Raw genomic sequence first — 16,227 nt, 5'->3', positions numbered from 1 at the left:
GCGGTATTTCGCAGCGGAAAGCGGTTGATCTCTAGCATTGGCGATTGAGGAAACGGTTCGATTCAGATAGACACCGGCATTGAACCATACGGCTGCCGCATTATGTCTTCCGGGCCGTCTGGCGCGCCTGCCCGAAAAATCCAGGAAATCAGATGAAAAATCGCCGCCGCATTTATGAAGGCAAGGCCAAGATCCTCTATGAAGGACCCGAGCCGGGCACGCTGATTCAATTCTTCAAGGATGATGCCACCGCTTTCAACAAGAAGAAGCACGAGGTGGTCGACGGCAAAGGCGTGCTCAACAACCGGATCTCCGAGCACATCTTCAACCACCTGAACCGGATGGGCATTCCGACGCACTTCATCCGTCGGTTGAACATGCGCGAGCAGCTCATCAAGGAAGTCGAGATCATCCCGCTCGAGGTGGTAGTGCGCAATGTCGCCGCTGGCTCGCTCGCCAAGCGCCTCGGCATCGAGGAAGGCACGGTGCTGCCGCGCTCGATCATCGAGTTCTACTACAAGGCCGACGCGCTGGACGACCCGATGGTGTCGGAAGAGCACATCACGGCGTTCGGCTGGGCGAGCCCGCAGGAAATCGACGACATCATGGCGCTTGCCATTCGGGTCAACGACTTCCTCTCCGGCCTGTTCCTCGGCGTCGGCATTCAGCTCGTCGATTTCAAGATTGAGTGCGGCCGGCTTTTCGAGGGCGACATGATGCGTATCGTCGTCGCCGACGAGATTTCGCCCGACTCCTGCCGCCTTTGGGACGTCGCCACCCACGACAAGCTCGACAAGGACCGTTTCCGCCGTGACATGGGCGGGCTGGTCGAGGCCTACCAGGAAGTGGCCCGCCGTCTTGGTATCATGAACGAGAACGAGCCGCCCCGCCCGACCGGTCCCGTTCTGGTCGCCTCCGGCGACGGCCGCCGCGGCAAGCCGCACTGAGATTTTCGACCAGGACAGGAGCTTTCGCAGCGTGATCAAGGCCCGCGTAACCGTCACCCTCAAGAACGGCGTGCTCGACCCTCAGGGCAAGGCGATCGAGCACGCACTCGCCGGCCTCGGCTTCGACGGCGTCGGCTCGGTCCGTCAGGGCAAGGTGTTCGACTTCGAACTGCAGGCGACCGACAAGGCCAAGGCCGAAGCCGAGCTGAAAGCCATGTGCGACAAGCTTCTGGCCAACACGGTTATTGAAAATTACAGTGTTTCGCTGAACTGAGGCAGCAAACCCGCAGGTTGGCATGAAAACCGCCGTAGTCCTCCTTCCCGGCCTCAATCGCGACCGCGACATGATCGCGGCGCTGACCAAGATTTCCGGCAAGGCGCCGGTCACCGTCTGGCAGACCGACACGGAAATACCCGACGTCGACCTGATCGCCATTCCGGGCGGTTTCTCCTTCGGCGACTACCTTCGCTGCGGTGCGATAGCCGCCCGCATGCCTGTGATGCGCGCGGTCGCCGAGAAGGCAGCGGAAGGCGTGCAGGTGATCGGGGTTTGCAACGGCTTCCAGATTCTGGTCGAAGCCGGCCTCCTGCCCGGCGCGCTGATGCGCAACACGTCGCTGAAATTCGTCTGCCGCGAGGTCAAGCTCCAAGTGGCGAACGCCAACACTGCCTTCACCCGCAACTACGCGCCGGGCCAGATCATCCGGGCGCCGGTCGCCCACCATGATGGCAACTATTTCGCCGACGACGAAACGCTGAAGCGCATCGAAGGCGAAGGCCGGGTCGTGTTCCGCTACGCCGAAGGCACCAATCCGAACGGCTCGATCAACGATATTGCAGGCGTCATCAACGAAGGCGGCAACGTGCTCGGCCTCATGCCTCACCCGGAAAACCTGATCGAGCCCGCGCATGGCGGCACAGACGGACGGGGCATCTTCGAAAGCTCGCTCGGCATCACGGCCCGGCAGGCAGCCTGACCCCCCGACAATTTCCATTTGGCATGCGCTGGTCCACGATGCGGGCTGTCGTCGCGATTCGAGAGGCTGCATGAAGAAGACTTTTCTGGGATTCGCCGGCCTCGCGGCCTCGCTACTTCTCCTCTCGGCCTGCCAGTCGAGCAAGACGCCAGCCAACCCCGGCGGCTCCGGCAAAAGCGCATCGCTGCGCGTTATGGAGCAGGTCGCGATCGCCGCGCACAAATGCTGGATCGCCAGCATGGACCCAGCCTTCAAATCCTACAGCATGGCCAATGAACTGAACAATTTCGGCGGGGCGCCGCGTTTCCTGCTCGTGCCGAAGAACAATTACGGCGGCAAGCCGCTGCTTGTTGTGCAGGCGCGCGGCCATTCGAGCGAGGTCGAGGTGTTCGGGCCGTTGATGGGCGAAGCGGTCGGATCGAGGATCGGCGCCGATATCGGCCGTTGGAAATCCGGCGACAGCGGCTGCGGTTCCGCCGCTTGATGAATCATTTGCCCACGGCGCAGGCTTGACCAGAGCCTAAAACACGATGGCCGCCCTTCGAGGCGGCCATCAGAGGTATTCGGGTTTTTCCCGAGGCTTTTGTCGTCGTTTTTCCCCGATGGTCATTCTTCGAAGCTCAGCCCCAGAATGGACGGTTTGCTTCGCGGAAGGCTTCCGAACGGGAAATGCCGATGTCCTTGAGCTGCGCGTCGCTCAGTTCCATCAGGGCATGGCGACTGCGGTGGCGCTCGACCGCCATCTCGATCATGGTCACGACGCGCAGCAGGGCCGAACCGCGTGACGCCGAAGAACGCATCGTGACATCGGTACGGGATGTGATGAATGTACTCATTGTCCTCTCCAACTGTATCCGCGATCACATTGTATCGCTACATTCCAATGAATTGACACTCTTTCGAAGGCAATATATGAAGTTGTCACGATGACAAATTGGCTTCCTGACGTCTCCACCGGCTCCGGACCGCTCTATATGCGGCTCGCCGACAGGATCGAATCCGATATAACAAAAGGACTTCTGCCCGCCGGTACAAAGTTGCCGCCGCAGCGGGACCTCGCTTATGACATTGGGGTGACAATCGGAACGATCGGCCGAGCCTATGCTCTGGTCCGCGAGCGCGGCCTGGTCAGCGGCGAGGTCGGCAGGGGCACATTCGTGCTCGGGCGGGACGCCGAAACCGACAATTCACTTGCCCAGATACCCCAGCAGATTGCCGGCACGCGCGCGCCCGACGCCTTGACCGGCAAGCTCATCATGGACAGCACCTCGGCGCCGGATGTCGGCCAGGGCGAAGTGGTAGGCCGCATAGCCGCCGAAATCGCAAGGGAGTATCCTGATAGGATCATCGACTACACCCGCTCCTGGCCTTCGGACTGGCGGGAGGCCGGCGCGCGGTGGCTTGCGGCGGACGGCTGGAAGCCGGATCCGCAAGCCGTCGTGCCTACGATGGGCGTCCACGCTTCCGCCATGGCGGTCATTGCTGCAATGACCGCGCCGGGCGACAAAATCGCCTTCGAGCAGCTCACCTATTCATCGATATCGCGCAGCGCCAATCTGATTGGCCGTAGAAGCGTCGTGGTCGGGATCGACGAGCACGGTCCCATACCTGAGGATTTCGACCGCCTGTGCGCGCAGCAGCACCCCAAGCTCGCCTTTTTCGTCCCCTCGCTCCACAACCCGACGCTGACCATCATGCCGGTGAGCCGCCGGCGCGAGATCGCCGAGATCGCCCGTAAGCACAATGTCTGGCTGATAGAGGATTCGATCTACGGCGCCATGCTCGACCAACCGCCCACGCCGATATCCGCATTCCTGCCGGAGCGTACCTTCCACATCGGCGGGCTGTCGAAGACGGTATCGGCCGGCGTGCGGGGCGGATGGGTTTCCTGCCCTGCCAATCTCGCTCCGCGCATCCAGGTCGCCCACAAGATGGTGACCGGCGGCCTGCCCTTCATGCTGGCGGAACTGTCTTCGCGGATGGTGCTGTCGGGCGCAGCCGACACGATCCGGCGGGCGGCCCGCGCCGAGATCGAAGCGCGCGAGGCGATGGCGCGGCAGGCATTCTCCGGGCTCGACTTCGAATCGAACAAGCGCGCGCCTTTCCTCTGGATGAAGCTGCCAGATCCGTGGCTCTCCGGCACGTTCAAGCAGGCGGCTGCGAGCGAAGGCGTGCTCGTCGACGACGAGGACGAGTACAAGCCTGGCCGCACCGAGCATTTCTATCACCGCATCCGTGTCGGCTTCTCGACGCCGAAGCGCCGCGAGGATATCTGGACGGGATTTACGATCCTCCGGCGTTTGATCGACAATCCCAACGCAGGATACGACAGCTACGGCTGAGCGCAAATTACGCTGCAATTTTCTTCGCAGTGCGGTATGAGCCGGCGCGCGCTTGCGCTATGGGTGCAAGGCGCGCCCTCCCCCGTCACCCGGAGCCGACTGCACCCCATGACCGCCCAGAACACCGTCGCCATCACGCCCGAGCTGATCAAGGCGCATGGGCTGAAGCCGGACGAATATCAGCGCATCCTCGACCTCATCGGCCGCGAGCCGAGCTTCACCGAGCTCGGCATTTTTTCCGCCATGTGGAACGAGCATTGCTCGTACAAGTCGTCCAAGAAGTGGTTGCGCACCCTGCCGACCAGCGGACCGCGGGTGATCCAGGGGCCGGGTGAGAACGCCGGCGTTGTCGATATCGGCGACGGCGACTGCGTCGTCTTCAAGATGGAAAGCCACAATCACCCATCCTACATCGAACCATACCAGGGCGCCGCTACAGGGGTCGGCGGCATATTGCGCGACGTCTTCACCATGGGGGCACGTCCGGTCGCGGCCATGAACGCGCTGCGCTTCGGCGCGCCGGACCACCCGAAAACCAGGCATCTTGTGGCGGGCGTGGTCTCCGGCGTCGGCGGCTACGGCAATTCCTTCGGCGTGCCGACTGTCGGCGGCGAGGTCAATTTCGACGCCCGCTACAATGGCAACATTCTGGTCAACGCCTTCGCAGCGGGGCTGGCCAAGACGGATGCAATCTTCCTCTCCGAAGCCAAGGGTGTCGGGCTGCCGGTGGTCTATCTCGGCGCCAAGACCGGCCGCGACGGGGTTGGCGGTGCGACCATGGCGTCGGCCGAGTTCGACGACAAGATCGAGGAGAAGCGGCCGACCGTTCAGGTCGGCGACCCCTTCACCGAAAAATGCCTGCTTGAGGCCTGCCTCGAACTGATGGCCTCGGGCGCGGTCATCGCCATCCAGGACATGGGCGCGGCAGGTCTGACCTGCTCGGCCGTCGAGATGGGCGCCAAGGGCGATCTCGGCATCCTGCTCGACCTCGACAAGGTGCCGGTGCGCGAGGAGCGCATGTCGGCCTACGAGATGATGCTCTCCGAAAGCCAGGAGCGCATGCTGATGGTGCTCAGGCCCGAGAAGGAGAAGGAAGCCGAGGCTATCTTCACCAAATGGGGGCTGGACTTCGCCATCGTCGGGCACACGACCAACGATCTGCGCTTCCGTGTCATGCACAAGGGCAGCGAGGCAGCCAACCTGCCGATCAAGGATCTCGGCGACAAGGCGCCCGAATATGACCGGCCATGGGTCGAGCCGAAGAAGCGCCAGCCGCTTGCCGCCGACGACATCCCGCAGGCGGATGTTGCCGATGCGCTGCTCAAGATGCTCGGCGGGCCCGACCTCTCCAGCCGCCGCTGGGTTTGGGAGCAATACGACACGCTGATCCAGGGCAATTCGCTGCAGCTACCCGGAGGCGACGCCGGCGTGGTGCGGGTCGACGGCCATGCGACGAAGGCGCTCGCTTTTTCCTCCGACGTCACCCCGCGCTACTGCGAGGCCGATCCGTTTGAGGGCGGCAAGCAGGCGGTGGCGGAATGCTGGCGCAACCTGACTGCTACCGGCGCCGATCCGCTCGCCGCGACCGACAACCTCAATTTCGGCAACCCCGAGCGCCCCGAGATCATGGGCCAGCTCGTCATGGCCATCAAAGGCATCGGCGAAGCCTGCCGGACGCTCGACTTCCCGATCGTATCCGGCAACGTCTCGCTCTACAACGAGACGAACGGCCAGGGCATCCTGCCCACGCCCACGATTGGCGGCGTCGGGTTGCTGCCGGACTGGTCGAAGATGGCTCGCATCGCCTTCACGCGCGAGGGCGAAGCCATCCTGCTCGTCGGCGCGCCGCCAGCCTGGGGCACGCATCTCGCGCAGTCGATCTACATGCGCGACATCCACGGCCGCACGGACGGCCCACCACCACCGGTCGATCTGGCCCATGAGAAGCGCGTTGGCGACTTCGTGCGCAAGCTGATCCACAACGGCGTAGCGACAGCGGTGCATGATGTGTCGGACGGCGGTCTCGCCGTCGCGCTCGCCGAGATGGCGATGGCGTCGGGCATCGGCGCTACGATACCTGGGCTCACCGAAACCGATCCCATTCCGGTCTTCTTCGGCGAAGACCAGGGCCGCTACCTCGTGACCGTCAAGCTCGACCCCCAAAGCGATGAGATGGCGGCTCTCTGGAACGATGCCAAGACGCTCGGCATCCATGCCCCGTGGATCGGCACGACGGGCGGCGTCGAATTGAAACTGGGCAAGGCGCGTGCGATACCGGTCGCTGAACTGAAGTCCACCCACGAAGCCTGGTTCCCGCGCTTCATGGACGGCAAGTAGCGGAGAATCTTTAATGGCAATGGATGCGCATGAGATCGAAACGCTGATCAAGCAAGGCATCCCCGACGCCAAGGTGACGATCCGCGACCTCGCCGGCGATGGCGACCACTATGCGGCTGAAGTCGTGGCCGAGAGTTTTCGGGGAAAAAGCCGCGTGCAGCAGCACCAGATGGTCTATGACGCGCTCAAGGGCAATATGGGCGGCGTGCTGCACGCGCTGGCACTGCAAACCAGCGCTCCGGAATAAGCGACATGTCGGCGATCGGCGATTTCATCAAGGGCGTCGTGACCGACGTGCTCCAGGACATGGCGCGCAAGGCATCGTCCAGCAGGCGTGCCAGGCGGCGCAAGCGTACGACCAAATTGACCGTGGCCGAGCAGTTACGGCGTCTGGAAAGACTGATCAAGCCGGCGAAGCGGCAGACGAGCCGCCGCAAAACCGTCCGGTCCCGTTCGAAAACCAAGCGCCGCGCCTACTGAACGCCGGCCGTGGTCTTCTTGCGGACGGCCAGCATCGGACCCGCCGGATACTCACCGCCAATCAGGTACTTGCTGCCATCGTGAAGCGCAGAGACAGTGCCGTCGAAGAACAGCGCATTTTTGTAGCCAAGCGCATCCCGGAACAGGCGCGCGAAGCTGCCGAGGCTGACGGGTCCACGTGAGATCGCGAAAGCCACTCGTTTGCCGCCATCCGCCGCGACGCCGTTGCGGATGTGGCGCGAGGTTCCGTTCTCCTCGAAGCGCGGATGAATCTTCCCGTCGATGACGAGCATCGGACCCGACTGAGTAGCTAATCGCGGCTTGATGCCGGCGGCGGCGAAGGCCGACGATTCGAGTGCGCCCGCATTACCCTGTTGGTCGACATAGAAGACACCGTTCGGCTTCAGGAAAAAATTGCCCTCCGCGTCGGCCAAATTGATCGGCGACTGCTCTCTGCAGTCCTCGACGTGCAGTCCGACCGGTGTAAAATCCTCGTGATACATGCCCGCGTTCATGGCGAATACAAAAGGCTCGGCGGCGGCCAGTTTTGCGAGGTCGCCGAACGGCTTTCCAGCCCGGTCAGCGCGCTTGAGAACCAACTCGTGGTCGTCCAGCCCGAACTCGCAGACGATGTAGGAAACACCTTCGAAGGCCAGGTCGCGGCACGTGTCGGGCAGATTGCTGGCCGTTTCAGGCGGCGTAGGCGGCATCGGCTGCCTCCACAGCAAGGCAAAGCCGACCGCGATCAACACAGCGCCGAAAGCCGTGAGAAGCCATGTTTTCATGGATAACTACAGGAGGAATCCGTTTGAATATCCATGGCAGCATGACCATGTGCCTTTGCGACCTTTCCATGGCGGGCATCGTTCGCGTCTTGTTTCGGGTCGCCTGTCGGTTTATTTGAGTGTCATGTTTCGAGCCTGACTCCCACAGGCATGAAAGGACAGACGATGAGCGGAATCGGCGAATTTATCGACAGCGAAGTTAAGGGCAACGACGTCGTGCTCTTCATGAAGGGCACCCCCGGCTTTCCGCAGTGCGGCTTTTCCGGCCAGGTCGTGCAGATCCTGGACTATGTCGGCGTCGACTACAAAGGCGTCAACGTGCTCACCTCGGACGAACTGCGCCAGGGCATCAAGGAATATTCCAACTGGCCGACCATCCCCCAACTCTATGTGAAGGGCGAGTTTGTCGGCGGTTGCGACATCATCCGCGAGATGTTCCAGTCGGGCGAACTCAAGTCGCTGCTCGACGAGAAGGGCGTGACCGTCAAGGCCGCCTGAAGACCTGAAAGAATCGCCGTTGCCCGCCACAAGGGCACCGCGCCTAGCGAATGCGCCGGTTTCCGGCGCATTTTCCTTTTTTGTTTGGAATTTCTCCCATGGACCAGCAGGCTTCCCCATCAGCAAAGGCGTTCAGCCTGCCGATTCCGCGCTGGGAGTTCATCGCCCTCGCCGCCGCGCTGATGGCGCTGAATGCGCTGGCCATCGACATCATGCTGCCCGGCCTGCAGCAGATCGGCGCCAGCCTCGGCGTCGAGAACGAGAACCACCGGCAGTATGTGATCACCGCCTACATCGCCGGCTTTGGGCTGGCGCAGCTTGCCTTCGGCCCGCTTTCCGACCGTTTCGGCAGGCGTCCGCCGCTGCTGTTCGGACTTGTCGTCTATGTGGCTGCGGCGTTGGGAGCGGCCTTCGCGCCAAGCTTCACGACGCTGCTCATCCTGCGTTTCGTTCAGGGTCTCGGCGCGGCGTCGACGCGGGTCATTACCGTCTCCGTCATCCGCGACGTCTTCGGTGGCCGCGCCATGGCCGAGGTAATGTCGCTGGTATTCATGGTGTTCATGGTCGTTCCGGTCGTCGCGCCGAGCCTCGGTCAGCTTGTGATGCTGTTTTCCGAATGGCACATGATCTTCGTGGTCATGGCGCTGATCGCGCTGGCCTTCACCATCTGGACCGCGTTCCGGCTGCCGGAAACGCTGCATCCGGAGTATCGCCGCGCCTTCGACCTGCGCACGATCATCGGCGGCTTCCGAATCGTGCTGACGACCCGCGTATCGCTGCTCTACACGCTGGCGACCACGTCGGTCTTCGGCGCGCTTTTCGGCTTCATCAATTCCGCGCAGCAGGTCTATGTCGGCATCTACGGTCTTGGTGTCTGGTTTCCCGTCATCTTCGCCGTAGTGGCGGGCATGATGGCCGTGTCGTCCTTCGTCAATTCGCGGCTGGTCGGGCGCTTCGGCATGCGCAAGCTGTCGCACGGCGCGCTGATCGGATTCCTGGCGGTAACCACGGTCTGGTTTGTGCTGTCGCTCTTCGGGGAACTGCCGATCTACATCTTCGTGCCGCTGTTTGCCGCCGCCATGCTGCAGTTCGGCTGGATCGGCTCGAACTTCAACTCGATCGCCATGGAGCCGCTCGGCCATCTCGCCGGCACGGCGTCATCGGTCCAGGGCTTCATGCAGACGGTCGGCGGTGGAATGATCGGCGCGACGATCGGCCAGCTTTTCGACGGCACCACGACACCGCTCGCGGCCGGTTTCTGCGGCGTAGCTCTAGCGGCGCTGATTTTCGTGCTGATTGCCGAGCGCGGCAGGCTGTTCCAGGCGCACCATTAGGGCGGATCGCGCCCGAAATCCGGGCTGGTCAGTCCTCGCTTGCACCAAGGGACGCGAAGTCGAAAAGTTTGCGGTCGAGCAAATGCGACGGGCGCACATTGCTCAATGCCCGGATCATCGTGTCCTTGCGACCTGGCATCCGCGTCTCGATATCGGCGAGCATCGCCTTCATGGCATTGCGCTGAAGGCCGTCCTGGCTGCCGCACAGGTCGCACGGAATGATTGGGAAATGCATCGCCTCGGCGAATTTTTCGAGGTCGGCCTCTGCGCAGAAGGCGAGCGGCCTCAGTACGAAAAGATCGGCCTCATCGTTCAAAAGCTTTGGCGGCATCGCCGCCAGCCGGCCGCCGTGGAAGAGGTTCATGAAGAAGGTCTCGAGGATGTCTTCGCGATGATGGCCGAGCACCAGCGACGAACAGCCCTCTTCCCGCGCGATGCGGTAGAGGTGCCCTCGGCGCAGCCGCGAACAGAGCGAGCAATAGGTGTTGCCCTCGGCGATCTTATCGGTGACCACCGAATAGGTGTCGCGGTACTCGATACGATGGTCGACGCCATGCCTCGCAAGGAATTCGGGCAATATGTGCTTCGGAAAGTTCGGCTGCCCCTGGTCGAGATTGCAGGCAAGCAGTTCGACTGGCAGCAGGCCGCGCCATTTCAGATCGAGCAGGATCGCCAGCAGGCCGTAGGAATCCTTTCCGCCCGATAGCGCCACCAGCCAGCGGTCGCCGGGTTTGACCATGGCAAATTGCTCGACCGCCTCACGCGTCTGGCGAACCAGTCGTTTGCGCAGCTTGTTGAAGGCGACCGACGATGGCACATCGCGGAACATGGGATGTGTCCCGCCTTCGGCATCGGCGAGCGGATCTTCGGTGACGGCAATGTTCATCGTCATCAACCTTGGTTAGGCGCCAAAGATAGACCATCCGGTGCGATGCGCCAGCATCTCCAGCGCCAGCGAGCCGAGCAGCGAGTTGCCATTCTCGTTCAATCCGGGCGACCACACCGCGATCGATGCCTTGCCGGGCGCCACGACCAGTATGCCGCCGCCGACGCCGCTCTTGCCCGGCAGGCCGACGCGGTAGGCGAAGTCGCCCGAGCCGTCATAGTGGCCGCACATCAGCATCAGCGCGTTGATGCGTCGCGCCCGGTCCCGCGACACCACCGTACGTCCCGTCGCCGGGTTGCGGCCGCCGGCCGCGAGAAACAGCCCGGCATGCGAGAGCTGCCGGCACGTCATCGCAAGCGCGCAGTGGTGGAAATAAACGCCGAGCACATGCTCGGCCGGATGGTCGAGCTTGCCGAAGGAACGCATGAACTGGGCGAGCGCGAAATTACGGAAACCGGTCTCAGCCTCCGAGCGGGCGACGCGCTGGTCGATGACGATGGAGTCATCGCCCGCCAGGAAGCGGACGAACTGCACGATCTCGCCGATCGCCTCCTTGGGCTGATGCCCGGCCAAAAGCACGTCGGCTACCGCGATGGCGCCGGCGTTGATGAAGGGATTGCGCGGCTTGCCGTGCTCGTGCTCGAGCTGGACGATGGAATTGAACGCGCTGCCCGACGGCTCGCGGCCGACCCGATTCCACAGACGGTCGCCCACCATGCCCAGCGCCAAAGTCAGCGTGAACACCTTGGACACGCTCTGGACGGAGAAGGCCGTATCGGCCTCTCCGGCTACGAACTCCCGCCCGTCCACCGTCGTTATGGCGATGCCGAAATGCGCCGGATCGACGGCGGCCAGTTGCGGGATGTAGTCCGCCACCTTGCCGCGCCTGGTATGCGCGGCGATCTCACGGTGGATGCCGTTCACCAGCGCCTGCAGATCGTCCATCAGCGATCTCCCGTCTCCACGGACGAAAAAGCCGCCCGGAGGCGGCTTTCTCACAAATCCAGAGTGTGAAGCCCGATCAGCGCGAGTAGAATTCGACGACCAGGTTCGGCTCCATCTGCACCGCGAACGGCACATCGGCAAGGCCCGGAACGCGAGCGAAGGTCGCGACCATCTTGTTGTGGTCGACCTCGATGTAATCAGGCACGTCGCGCTCGGCGAGCTGCACCGATTCCAGCACGATCACCAGCTGCTTCGACTTCTCGCGCACTTCGATCACGTCGCCCGCCTTGCAGCGATACGAGCTGATGTTGGTGCGGCGTCCGTTCACGTTGACATGGCCGTGGTTGACGAACTGGCGGGCCGCGAAGATGGTCGGAACGAACTTGGCACGATAGACGACCGCGTCAAGGCGCGACTCCAGCAGGCCGATCAGGTTTTCCGAGGTGTCGCCCTTGCGGCGGTTGGCCTCTTCGTAAGTCTTGCGGAACTGCTTTTCCGAAACGTCGCCGTAGTGACCCTTCAGCTTCTGCTTGGCGCGCAGCTGCAGACCGAAGTCGGACAGCTTGCCCTTGCGGCGCTGGCCGTGCTGGCCGGGGCCATACTCACGCTTGTTGACCGGAGACTTAGGACGGCCCCAGATATTCTCGCCAAGACGGCGGTCGATCTTGTATTTCGCGGATTCGCGCTTGCTCATCGCATTCCCTTTCAAAACGATTCACCCGGAACCTCATGTTCCGGGTGAAGGAAACGCGCCCTCCTCTGGCCTCCGTTTTCGAAGCCTGACAGGATTTTCCACGCACGCTTTGCGGAAAAATCCACGGGACACGTCAAATAGTACGCCGGACCTTTCGGCCCGGCGCTGGCGGGTGGATAGGCGAAACAGGGCGTATTGTCAACGCTTTGCCGCTGGCGTCGATATCCTGGCTTTGGCTGTCCGGATCAGTCCTTCGACTTCTTTTCGGGTAGCCCCTTTCGCTTCGTCTCGGCGAATTCCTCGAGCTGTTTTTCACTCATCGACTCGTACATCTCCTTCGACGCACCCTTGAGGGAGCTCTTCCTGGTATCGCCGCGCTTGGCCGACAGCGCGGCGCCGGCCGCCTTTTGCCGTGCTTTCGATTTCGCAGGCATCTCGGTTCTCCGTGCAGCTTTTCACGCAAAACTTGCAAAGGACACCGATTGTTCCGCGGCACTGTCGGTAACCGACAGGCCGAATCCCTGCATCAGCCGGCGCGTCGTGAATTCAGCCTTGCCCGAAGTGAAGATCGCCACGTCGGCCCGCTCCGGCGGCGTGACCGGGGCGGATGCCTGTTGCTTGACGGCAAGCAGCGACAGCGCGCGCCTTGCGATCGCCTCTGCGGGGTCGAGCCAGTCGACCGGCCAAGGCGCGGTCTTGCGCATGCGGTTCACCAGGAACGGGTAGTGCGTGCAGGCCAGCACGACGATGTCCGTGCGCGCGCCGTCCTTCTCGATGAAGCAGGGGGCGGTCTCGGCGCGTACGGCCTCCTCGTCGACGAAGCCGTCGCGCATGTAGGTCTCGGCGAGTGCCGCGAGATTGTCGCTGCCTACAAGGCGGACATGGCATTTCGATGCCCATTGCTTGATCAGGTCGCGCGTGTACTGCCGTTTAACCGTGCCGGGCGTGCCGAGCACGGAGACCAGACCTGAGCGGGTACGCTCGGCGGCGGGCTTTATCGCCGGCACGGTGCCGACGAATGGATGGCCGGGAAACCTCTCGCGCAATGCTTCCATGACCAGGGTGGAGGCGGTGTTGCAGGCAATGACGGATATTTCGGGATCAAAGCGCAGGAGCAGATCGGCAAACAGCGCCAGCACACGTTCCCGGAGCGCCGGTTCCTCCCACGCTCCGTACGGAAAGCCAGCATCGTCGGCGACATAAACGAAGCGCCGGTCGGGCATCAATACGCGCGCCTCGCGCAGCACGGTCAGCCCGCCGATGCCTGAATCGAACATCAGGATCGGTCGGTCAGTCATCGCCGCGCCCCTTGTCGACGGGCGCGGGTTTGCGCCGATAGTCGCCGTCAGCATGCGCTTCTCGATCGGCCTCGGCCTTCCTTTCCGGATAACCTTCGCCGCGCGGCGTGCGCGGCGAAAAATAGTCGAGCGACGCGACGATCCCTCGCAGCACTTTTATCTCCGCCTCGGTGAAGCCCGGCCGCGTCAACACCGCGCGCAGATTGTCGACCATCTTCGGCTTTTTCGCCGTCGGGCGGAAATAGCCGCGCGCATCCAGCGCTGATTCCAGATGATCGAGCAGTCCATGGATGTGATGCTTTTCGGCCGGCTGGATCTCCGGACTTGAGAAGGCCGTGTCAGTCTCGCTTGCCAGCCCAGACTTCATCCATTCGTAGGACATCAGAAGCACAGCCTGGGCGATGTTCAGCGAGGCGAACTCAGGATTGATCGGGAACGTCACGATCTCGTCCGCCAGCGCCACCTCCTCGTTGTAGAGGCCGAAGCGCTCGCGTCCAAACATGATGCCGGTACGCTCCCCGGCACGCGCCCGCGAGCGAAGCGCCCTGCCCGCCTCGACGGGTCCACGCACCTGCTTGAAGCCGTCGCGTTCCCGCGCGGTGGTCGCGAAGACGAAGTTCAGGTCGGCCAGCGCTGGGCGCAGGCCGTCGTAGAGCACCGCGCCGTCGATCACATGGTCGGCCCGGCTCGCGGCGGCGCGCGCCTTGTCGTTCGGCCAGCCGTCGCGCGGATTGACGAGCCTCAGCTCGGCGAGGCCGAAATTCGCCATCGCGCGGGCCACCATGCCGATGTTCTCGCCCAGCTGCGGCTCGACCAGAATGATGGCAGGGGCTTGCCCTGTTTCTGCGCTCGCGTCGGCTGCCTTACTTTCCAATGTCTCGCCTCGGTTGTTCCGGACCGCTCGCATGTAGCGGGCCGGATTAACTATGTCGACATCACGAAAAATGCACACTTCGTGAACACCGGCACGCTCCGAAAGACCAGAATACCGGTCTCTCTCCCGTCATAACAGCCGCGGCTCGATATATCGATTACCTCCGGTGCCTACGACGCTTTGACCTGTCATAGGCATGTCACTTGCCCCTGCCTAATAGGCGACCATGGCTCTGGGCTTTTGCCGGGTCGCCCCCATCGGATCAAGAGGATGAAACCTATGCGACGTTTAACACCACTTCTTTTCGTCGGTGCTTCGCTGCTGGCGCTCGCTCCCGCCACTGCCCAGGACAAGCTGCCCCAGACCGGCGACAGCTATTTTACCGCCGCGCAGGCCGACCTTGCCCGCCGCCTAGCAATCCAGCCGATCACCGGCAAGGCGAAGAACGTGATCATCATGGTAGGCGACGGCATGAGCGTCGCGACGGTGACCGCTGCACGCATCCTTGAGGGCCAGAAGCGCGGCGTCGACGGCGAGTCGAACAGCATCGCGGTCGACACCTTCCCCTACACGGCGCTTTCCAAGACCTATAGCCATGACGGCCAGGTTTCGGACTCGGCCCCGACCGTGACTGCCATGGTCGCCGGCGTGAAAACCCGCAATGACGTCATCGGCGTCAACCAGACTGTACCGGTCGGCGATTGCAAGGCCGCGCTCGCCGGCGAAGTGACCTCGATCTTCGAACTGGCGGAGGCAGCCGGCAAGGCGACCGGCGTCGTCTCCACCGCTCGCATCACGCACGCCACGCCGGCCGGGGCCTACGCGCATACACCGGTGCGCGATTGGGAGAGCACCAAGGAACTTCCGGAAGAAGCCAAGGCCGCGGGCTGCAAGGACATCGCCGACCAGCTCGTCAACTGGACGGCCGGCGATGGCTTTGAAGTCGTGCTCGGCGGCGGCCGGGCCTATTTCCTCCCTGCGGAAATGAAAGACCCCGAGGATACCGAAAAGACCGGCCGCCGGACGGATGCCCGCGATCTGACCGCCGAATGGACGAAGAAGTCCAACAACAACGTCTTTGTGTTCGACCAGAAGGGCTTCGACGCCGTCGATGTGAAGTCGGGCGCCAAGATCCTTGGTTTGTTCGACATGAGCCATATGGAATACGAAGCCGACAGGGCGAAGGACGCCGCCGGCGAGCCATCGATTGCCGAGATGACAGCCAAGGCGCTCGACCGTCTCGCCCAGGACGAGGACGGCTATGTGCTGATGATCGAGGGCGGCCGTATCGACCACGCCCACCACGCCGGCAACGCCGCGCGCGCTCTCGAAGACACGCTTGCCTTCGATGCGGCGATCAAGACTGTTCTCGAAAAGACCTCGCGCGAGGATACGCTGGTCGTCGTCACCGCCGACCACAGCCACACCATGACCATCAACGGCTATCCGAAGCGCGGCAATCCGATCTTCGGCAAGGTCGTCAACGTAGAAGGCGAACTGGAACTCGCAGGCGACGGCAAGCCCTACACCACGCTCGGCTACGCCAACGGTCCGGGCGCCTATTTCCCGCCGCTCGGCAAGGACGAGGACAAGACCAAGGCGCAGCCTGCCGGCATTCGCCCCGACCTGACCGACACCGATACGCTGAGCATTGACTATCTCCAGCCGGCAACCGTGCCTATGGGCAGCGAAACCCATGCCGGCGACGATGTCGCGATCTATGCCTGGGGCCCGTTCGCTCACCTCTTTCAGGGAACCGTGGAAGAGAACTACATCTACCACGTGATGAGCCACGCCTCGGGCCTCGGCGCCGAAACGAACTGAGCGGGA

General features: G+C 62.9%; 19 protein-coding genes. 11 read left to right on the top strand and 8 right to left on the bottom strand.

Annotated elements, in window-relative coordinates:
- Positions 1-152: 152 nt before the first annotated feature.
- From purC to ABLE71_RS19275, 4 genes are all read left to right on the top strand, one after another.
- Positions 153-947, top strand: coding sequence for a phosphoribosylaminoimidazolesuccinocarboxamide synthase (gene purC, locus ABLE71_RS19290; protein ID WP_348785073.1), 795 nt, complete (start codon positions 153-155; stop codon positions 945-947).
- Between the two features lie 31 nt (positions 948-978).
- Positions 979-1,221, top strand: coding sequence for a phosphoribosylformylglycinamidine synthase subunit PurS (gene purS, locus ABLE71_RS19285; protein WP_348785072.1), 243 nt, complete (start codon positions 979-981; stop codon positions 1,219-1,221).
- Positions 1,222-1,243: 22 nt separating this feature from the next.
- A complete protein-coding gene (gene purQ, locus ABLE71_RS19280; protein ID WP_348785071.1) occupies positions 1,244-1,924 on the top strand; it encodes a phosphoribosylformylglycinamidine synthase subunit PurQ in 681 nt (226 codons plus the stop codon).
- A 70-nt stretch (positions 1,925-1,994) separates the two neighbouring features.
- The gene (locus ABLE71_RS19275) at positions 1,995-2,408 is read left to right on the top strand and encodes a hypothetical protein (RefSeq protein WP_348785070.1); all 414 of its coding nucleotides are present in this window, start codon (positions 1,995-1,997) and stop codon (positions 2,406-2,408) included.
- A 136-nt stretch (positions 2,409-2,544) separates the two neighbouring features.
- On the opposite strand, the gene ABLE71_RS19270 is transcribed toward ABLE71_RS19275, so the two are convergent.
- Positions 2,545-2,760: a DUF1127 domain-containing protein gene (locus tag ABLE71_RS19270; RefSeq protein ID WP_348785069.1), complete on the bottom strand. Its 216-nt coding sequence runs from the start codon at positions 2,758-2,760 to the stop codon at positions 2,545-2,547.
- Positions 2,761-2,850: 90 nt separating this feature from the next.
- On the opposite strand from ABLE71_RS19270, the gene ABLE71_RS19265 reads away from it, so the two are divergent.
- The 4 genes from ABLE71_RS19265 to ABLE71_RS19250 all read left to right on the top strand — a co-directional run bounded on the left by ABLE71_RS19265 (position 2,851) and on the right by ABLE71_RS19250 (position 7,083).
- Positions 2,851-4,266 carry a PLP-dependent aminotransferase family protein gene (locus ABLE71_RS19265; RefSeq protein ID WP_348785068.1) on the top strand — a complete coding sequence of 472 codons (1,416 nt, stop codon included), beginning with the start codon at positions 2,851-2,853 and terminating at the stop codon, positions 4,264-4,266.
- A gap of 108 nt (positions 4,267-4,374) precedes the next feature.
- Complete coding sequence (purL, locus tag ABLE71_RS19260) at positions 4,375-6,603, top strand: phosphoribosylformylglycinamidine synthase subunit PurL (protein WP_348785067.1); 2,229 nt, start codon at positions 4,375-4,377, stop codon at positions 6,601-6,603.
- A 13-nt stretch (positions 6,604-6,616) separates the two neighbouring features.
- A complete protein-coding gene (locus ABLE71_RS19255) occupies positions 6,617-6,850 on the top strand; it encodes a BolA family transcriptional regulator (protein ID WP_348785066.1) in 234 nt (77 codons plus the stop codon).
- A 5-nt stretch (positions 6,851-6,855) separates the two neighbouring features.
- The gene (locus ABLE71_RS19250; RefSeq protein WP_348785065.1) at positions 6,856-7,083 is read left to right on the top strand and encodes a hypothetical protein; all 228 of its coding nucleotides are present in this window, start codon (positions 6,856-6,858) and stop codon (positions 7,081-7,083) included.
- Here the strand turns inward: ABLE71_RS19250 and ABLE71_RS19245 are convergent.
- Positions 7,077-7,793 (bottom strand): phosphodiester glycosidase family protein, encoded by a 717-nt coding sequence (locus tag ABLE71_RS19245; protein ID WP_348785064.1) that lies wholly within the window; start codon positions 7,791-7,793, stop codon positions 7,077-7,079. The genes ABLE71_RS19250 and ABLE71_RS19245 overlap by 7 nt on opposite strands.
- Positions 7,794-8,033: 240 nt before the next feature.
- Between ABLE71_RS19245 and grxD the strand changes: the two genes are divergently transcribed.
- Both grxD and ABLE71_RS19235 read left to right on the top strand, forming a co-directional pair.
- A complete protein-coding gene (grxD, locus tag ABLE71_RS19240; protein WP_348785063.1) occupies positions 8,034-8,366 on the top strand; it encodes a Grx4 family monothiol glutaredoxin in 333 nt (110 codons plus the stop codon).
- A gap of 98 nt (positions 8,367-8,464) precedes the next feature.
- On the top strand, positions 8,465-9,700 hold the full coding sequence (locus ABLE71_RS19235; protein ID WP_348785062.1) for a multidrug effflux MFS transporter: 1,236 nt from the start codon (positions 8,465-8,467) through the stop codon (positions 9,698-9,700).
- A 28-nt stretch (positions 9,701-9,728) separates the two neighbouring features.
- Here ABLE71_RS19235 and ttcA read toward each other — a convergent pair whose 3' ends face one another.
- The 6 genes from ttcA to ABLE71_RS19205 form a co-directional block, all read right to left on the bottom strand.
- Positions 9,729-10,586 (bottom strand): tRNA 2-thiocytidine(32) synthetase TtcA, encoded by an 858-nt coding sequence (gene ttcA / locus ABLE71_RS19230; RefSeq protein WP_348785061.1) that lies wholly within the window; start codon positions 10,584-10,586, stop codon positions 9,729-9,731.
- 15 nt (positions 10,587-10,601) lie between these two features.
- Positions 10,602-11,531: a glutaminase gene (locus ABLE71_RS19225; protein WP_348785060.1), complete on the bottom strand. Its 930-nt coding sequence runs from the start codon at positions 11,529-11,531 to the stop codon at positions 10,602-10,604.
- Positions 11,532-11,607: 76 nt separating this feature from the next.
- Positions 11,608-12,225 carry a 30S ribosomal protein S4 gene (rpsD, locus tag ABLE71_RS19220; RefSeq protein ID WP_348785059.1) on the bottom strand — a complete coding sequence of 206 codons (618 nt, stop codon included), beginning with the start codon at positions 12,223-12,225 and terminating at the stop codon, positions 11,608-11,610.
- Between the two features lie 245 nt (positions 12,226-12,470).
- Positions 12,471-12,659: a DUF3008 family protein gene (locus tag ABLE71_RS19215; protein ID WP_348785058.1), complete on the bottom strand. Its 189-nt coding sequence runs from the start codon at positions 12,657-12,659 to the stop codon at positions 12,471-12,473.
- 21 nt (positions 12,660-12,680) lie between these two features.
- Complete coding sequence (gene murI, locus ABLE71_RS19210; RefSeq protein ID WP_348785057.1) at positions 12,681-13,523, bottom strand: glutamate racemase; 843 nt, start codon at positions 13,521-13,523, stop codon at positions 12,681-12,683.
- Positions 13,516-14,397, bottom strand: coding sequence for an RNA methyltransferase (locus ABLE71_RS19205; RefSeq protein WP_348785056.1), 882 nt, complete (start codon positions 14,395-14,397; stop codon positions 13,516-13,518). The genes murI and ABLE71_RS19205 overlap by 8 nt, the downstream gene beginning before the upstream one ends.
- Before the next feature lie 279 nt (positions 14,398-14,676).
- Here ABLE71_RS19205 and ABLE71_RS19200 point away from each other — a divergent pair, with 279 nt between their 5' ends.
- On the top strand, positions 14,677-16,221 hold the full coding sequence (locus ABLE71_RS19200) for an alkaline phosphatase (RefSeq protein ID WP_348785055.1): 1,545 nt from the start codon (positions 14,677-14,679) through the stop codon (positions 16,219-16,221).
- Positions 16,222-16,227: the final 6 nt, after the last annotated feature.

The sequence above is a fragment of the Mesorhizobium sp. KR9-304 genome (assembly GCF_040049215.1).
Taxonomy (GTDB): Bacteria; Pseudomonadota; Alphaproteobacteria; order Rhizobiales; family Rhizobiaceae; genus Mesorhizobium_K.
This window is presented reverse-complemented; position numbering and strand designations above follow the sequence as displayed.

What these genes read in the sequence shown, in the direction of transcription:
- purC (WP_348785073.1), top strand. Translation starts at nt 153, where the DNA reads ATGAAAAATCGCCGCCGCATTTATGAAGGCAAGGCCAAGATCCTCTAT.
- purQ (WP_348785071.1), top strand. Translation starts at nt 1,244, where the DNA reads ATGAAAACCGCCGTAGTCCTCCTTCCCGGCCTCAATCGCGACCGCGAC.
- ABLE71_RS19275 (WP_348785070.1), top strand. Translation starts at nt 1,995, where the DNA reads ATGAAGAAGACTTTTCTGGGATTCGCCGGCCTCGCGGCCTCGCTACTT.
- ABLE71_RS19270 (WP_348785069.1), bottom strand. Translation starts at nt 2,760, where the DNA reads ATGAGTACATTCATCACATCCCGTACCGATGTCACGATGCGTTCTTCG.
- ABLE71_RS19265 (WP_348785068.1), top strand. Translation starts at nt 2,851, where the DNA reads ATGACAAATTGGCTTCCTGACGTCTCCACCGGCTCCGGACCGCTCTAT.
- purL (WP_348785067.1), top strand. Translation starts at nt 4,375, where the DNA reads ATGACCGCCCAGAACACCGTCGCCATCACGCCCGAGCTGATCAAGGCG.
- ABLE71_RS19255 (WP_348785066.1), top strand. Translation starts at nt 6,617, where the DNA reads ATGGCAATGGATGCGCATGAGATCGAAACGCTGATCAAGCAAGGCATC.
- ABLE71_RS19250 (WP_348785065.1), top strand. Translation starts at nt 6,856, where the DNA reads ATGTCGGCGATCGGCGATTTCATCAAGGGCGTCGTGACCGACGTGCTC.
- ABLE71_RS19245 (WP_348785064.1), bottom strand. Translation starts at nt 7,793, where the DNA reads ATGCCGCCTACGCCGCCTGAAACGGCCAGCAATCTGCCCGACACGTGC.
- grxD (WP_348785063.1), top strand. Translation starts at nt 8,034, where the DNA reads ATGAGCGGAATCGGCGAATTTATCGACAGCGAAGTTAAGGGCAACGAC.
- ABLE71_RS19235 (WP_348785062.1), top strand. Translation starts at nt 8,465, where the DNA reads ATGGACCAGCAGGCTTCCCCATCAGCAAAGGCGTTCAGCCTGCCGATT.
- ttcA (WP_348785061.1), bottom strand. Translation starts at nt 10,586, where the DNA reads ATGAACATTGCCGTCACCGAAGATCCGCTCGCCGATGCCGAAGGCGGG.
- ABLE71_RS19225 (WP_348785060.1), bottom strand. Translation starts at nt 11,531, where the DNA reads ATGGACGATCTGCAGGCGCTGGTGAACGGCATCCACCGTGAGATCGCC.
- rpsD (WP_348785059.1), bottom strand. Translation starts at nt 12,225, where the DNA reads ATGAGCAAGCGCGAATCCGCGAAATACAAGATCGACCGCCGTCTTGGC.
- ABLE71_RS19215 (WP_348785058.1), bottom strand. Translation starts at nt 12,659, where the DNA reads ATGCCTGCGAAATCGAAAGCACGGCAAAAGGCGGCCGGCGCCGCGCTG.
- murI (WP_348785057.1), bottom strand. Translation starts at nt 13,523, where the DNA reads ATGACTGACCGACCGATCCTGATGTTCGATTCAGGCATCGGCGGGCTG.
- ABLE71_RS19200 (WP_348785055.1), top strand. Translation starts at nt 14,677, where the DNA reads ATGCGACGTTTAACACCACTTCTTTTCGTCGGTGCTTCGCTGCTGGCG.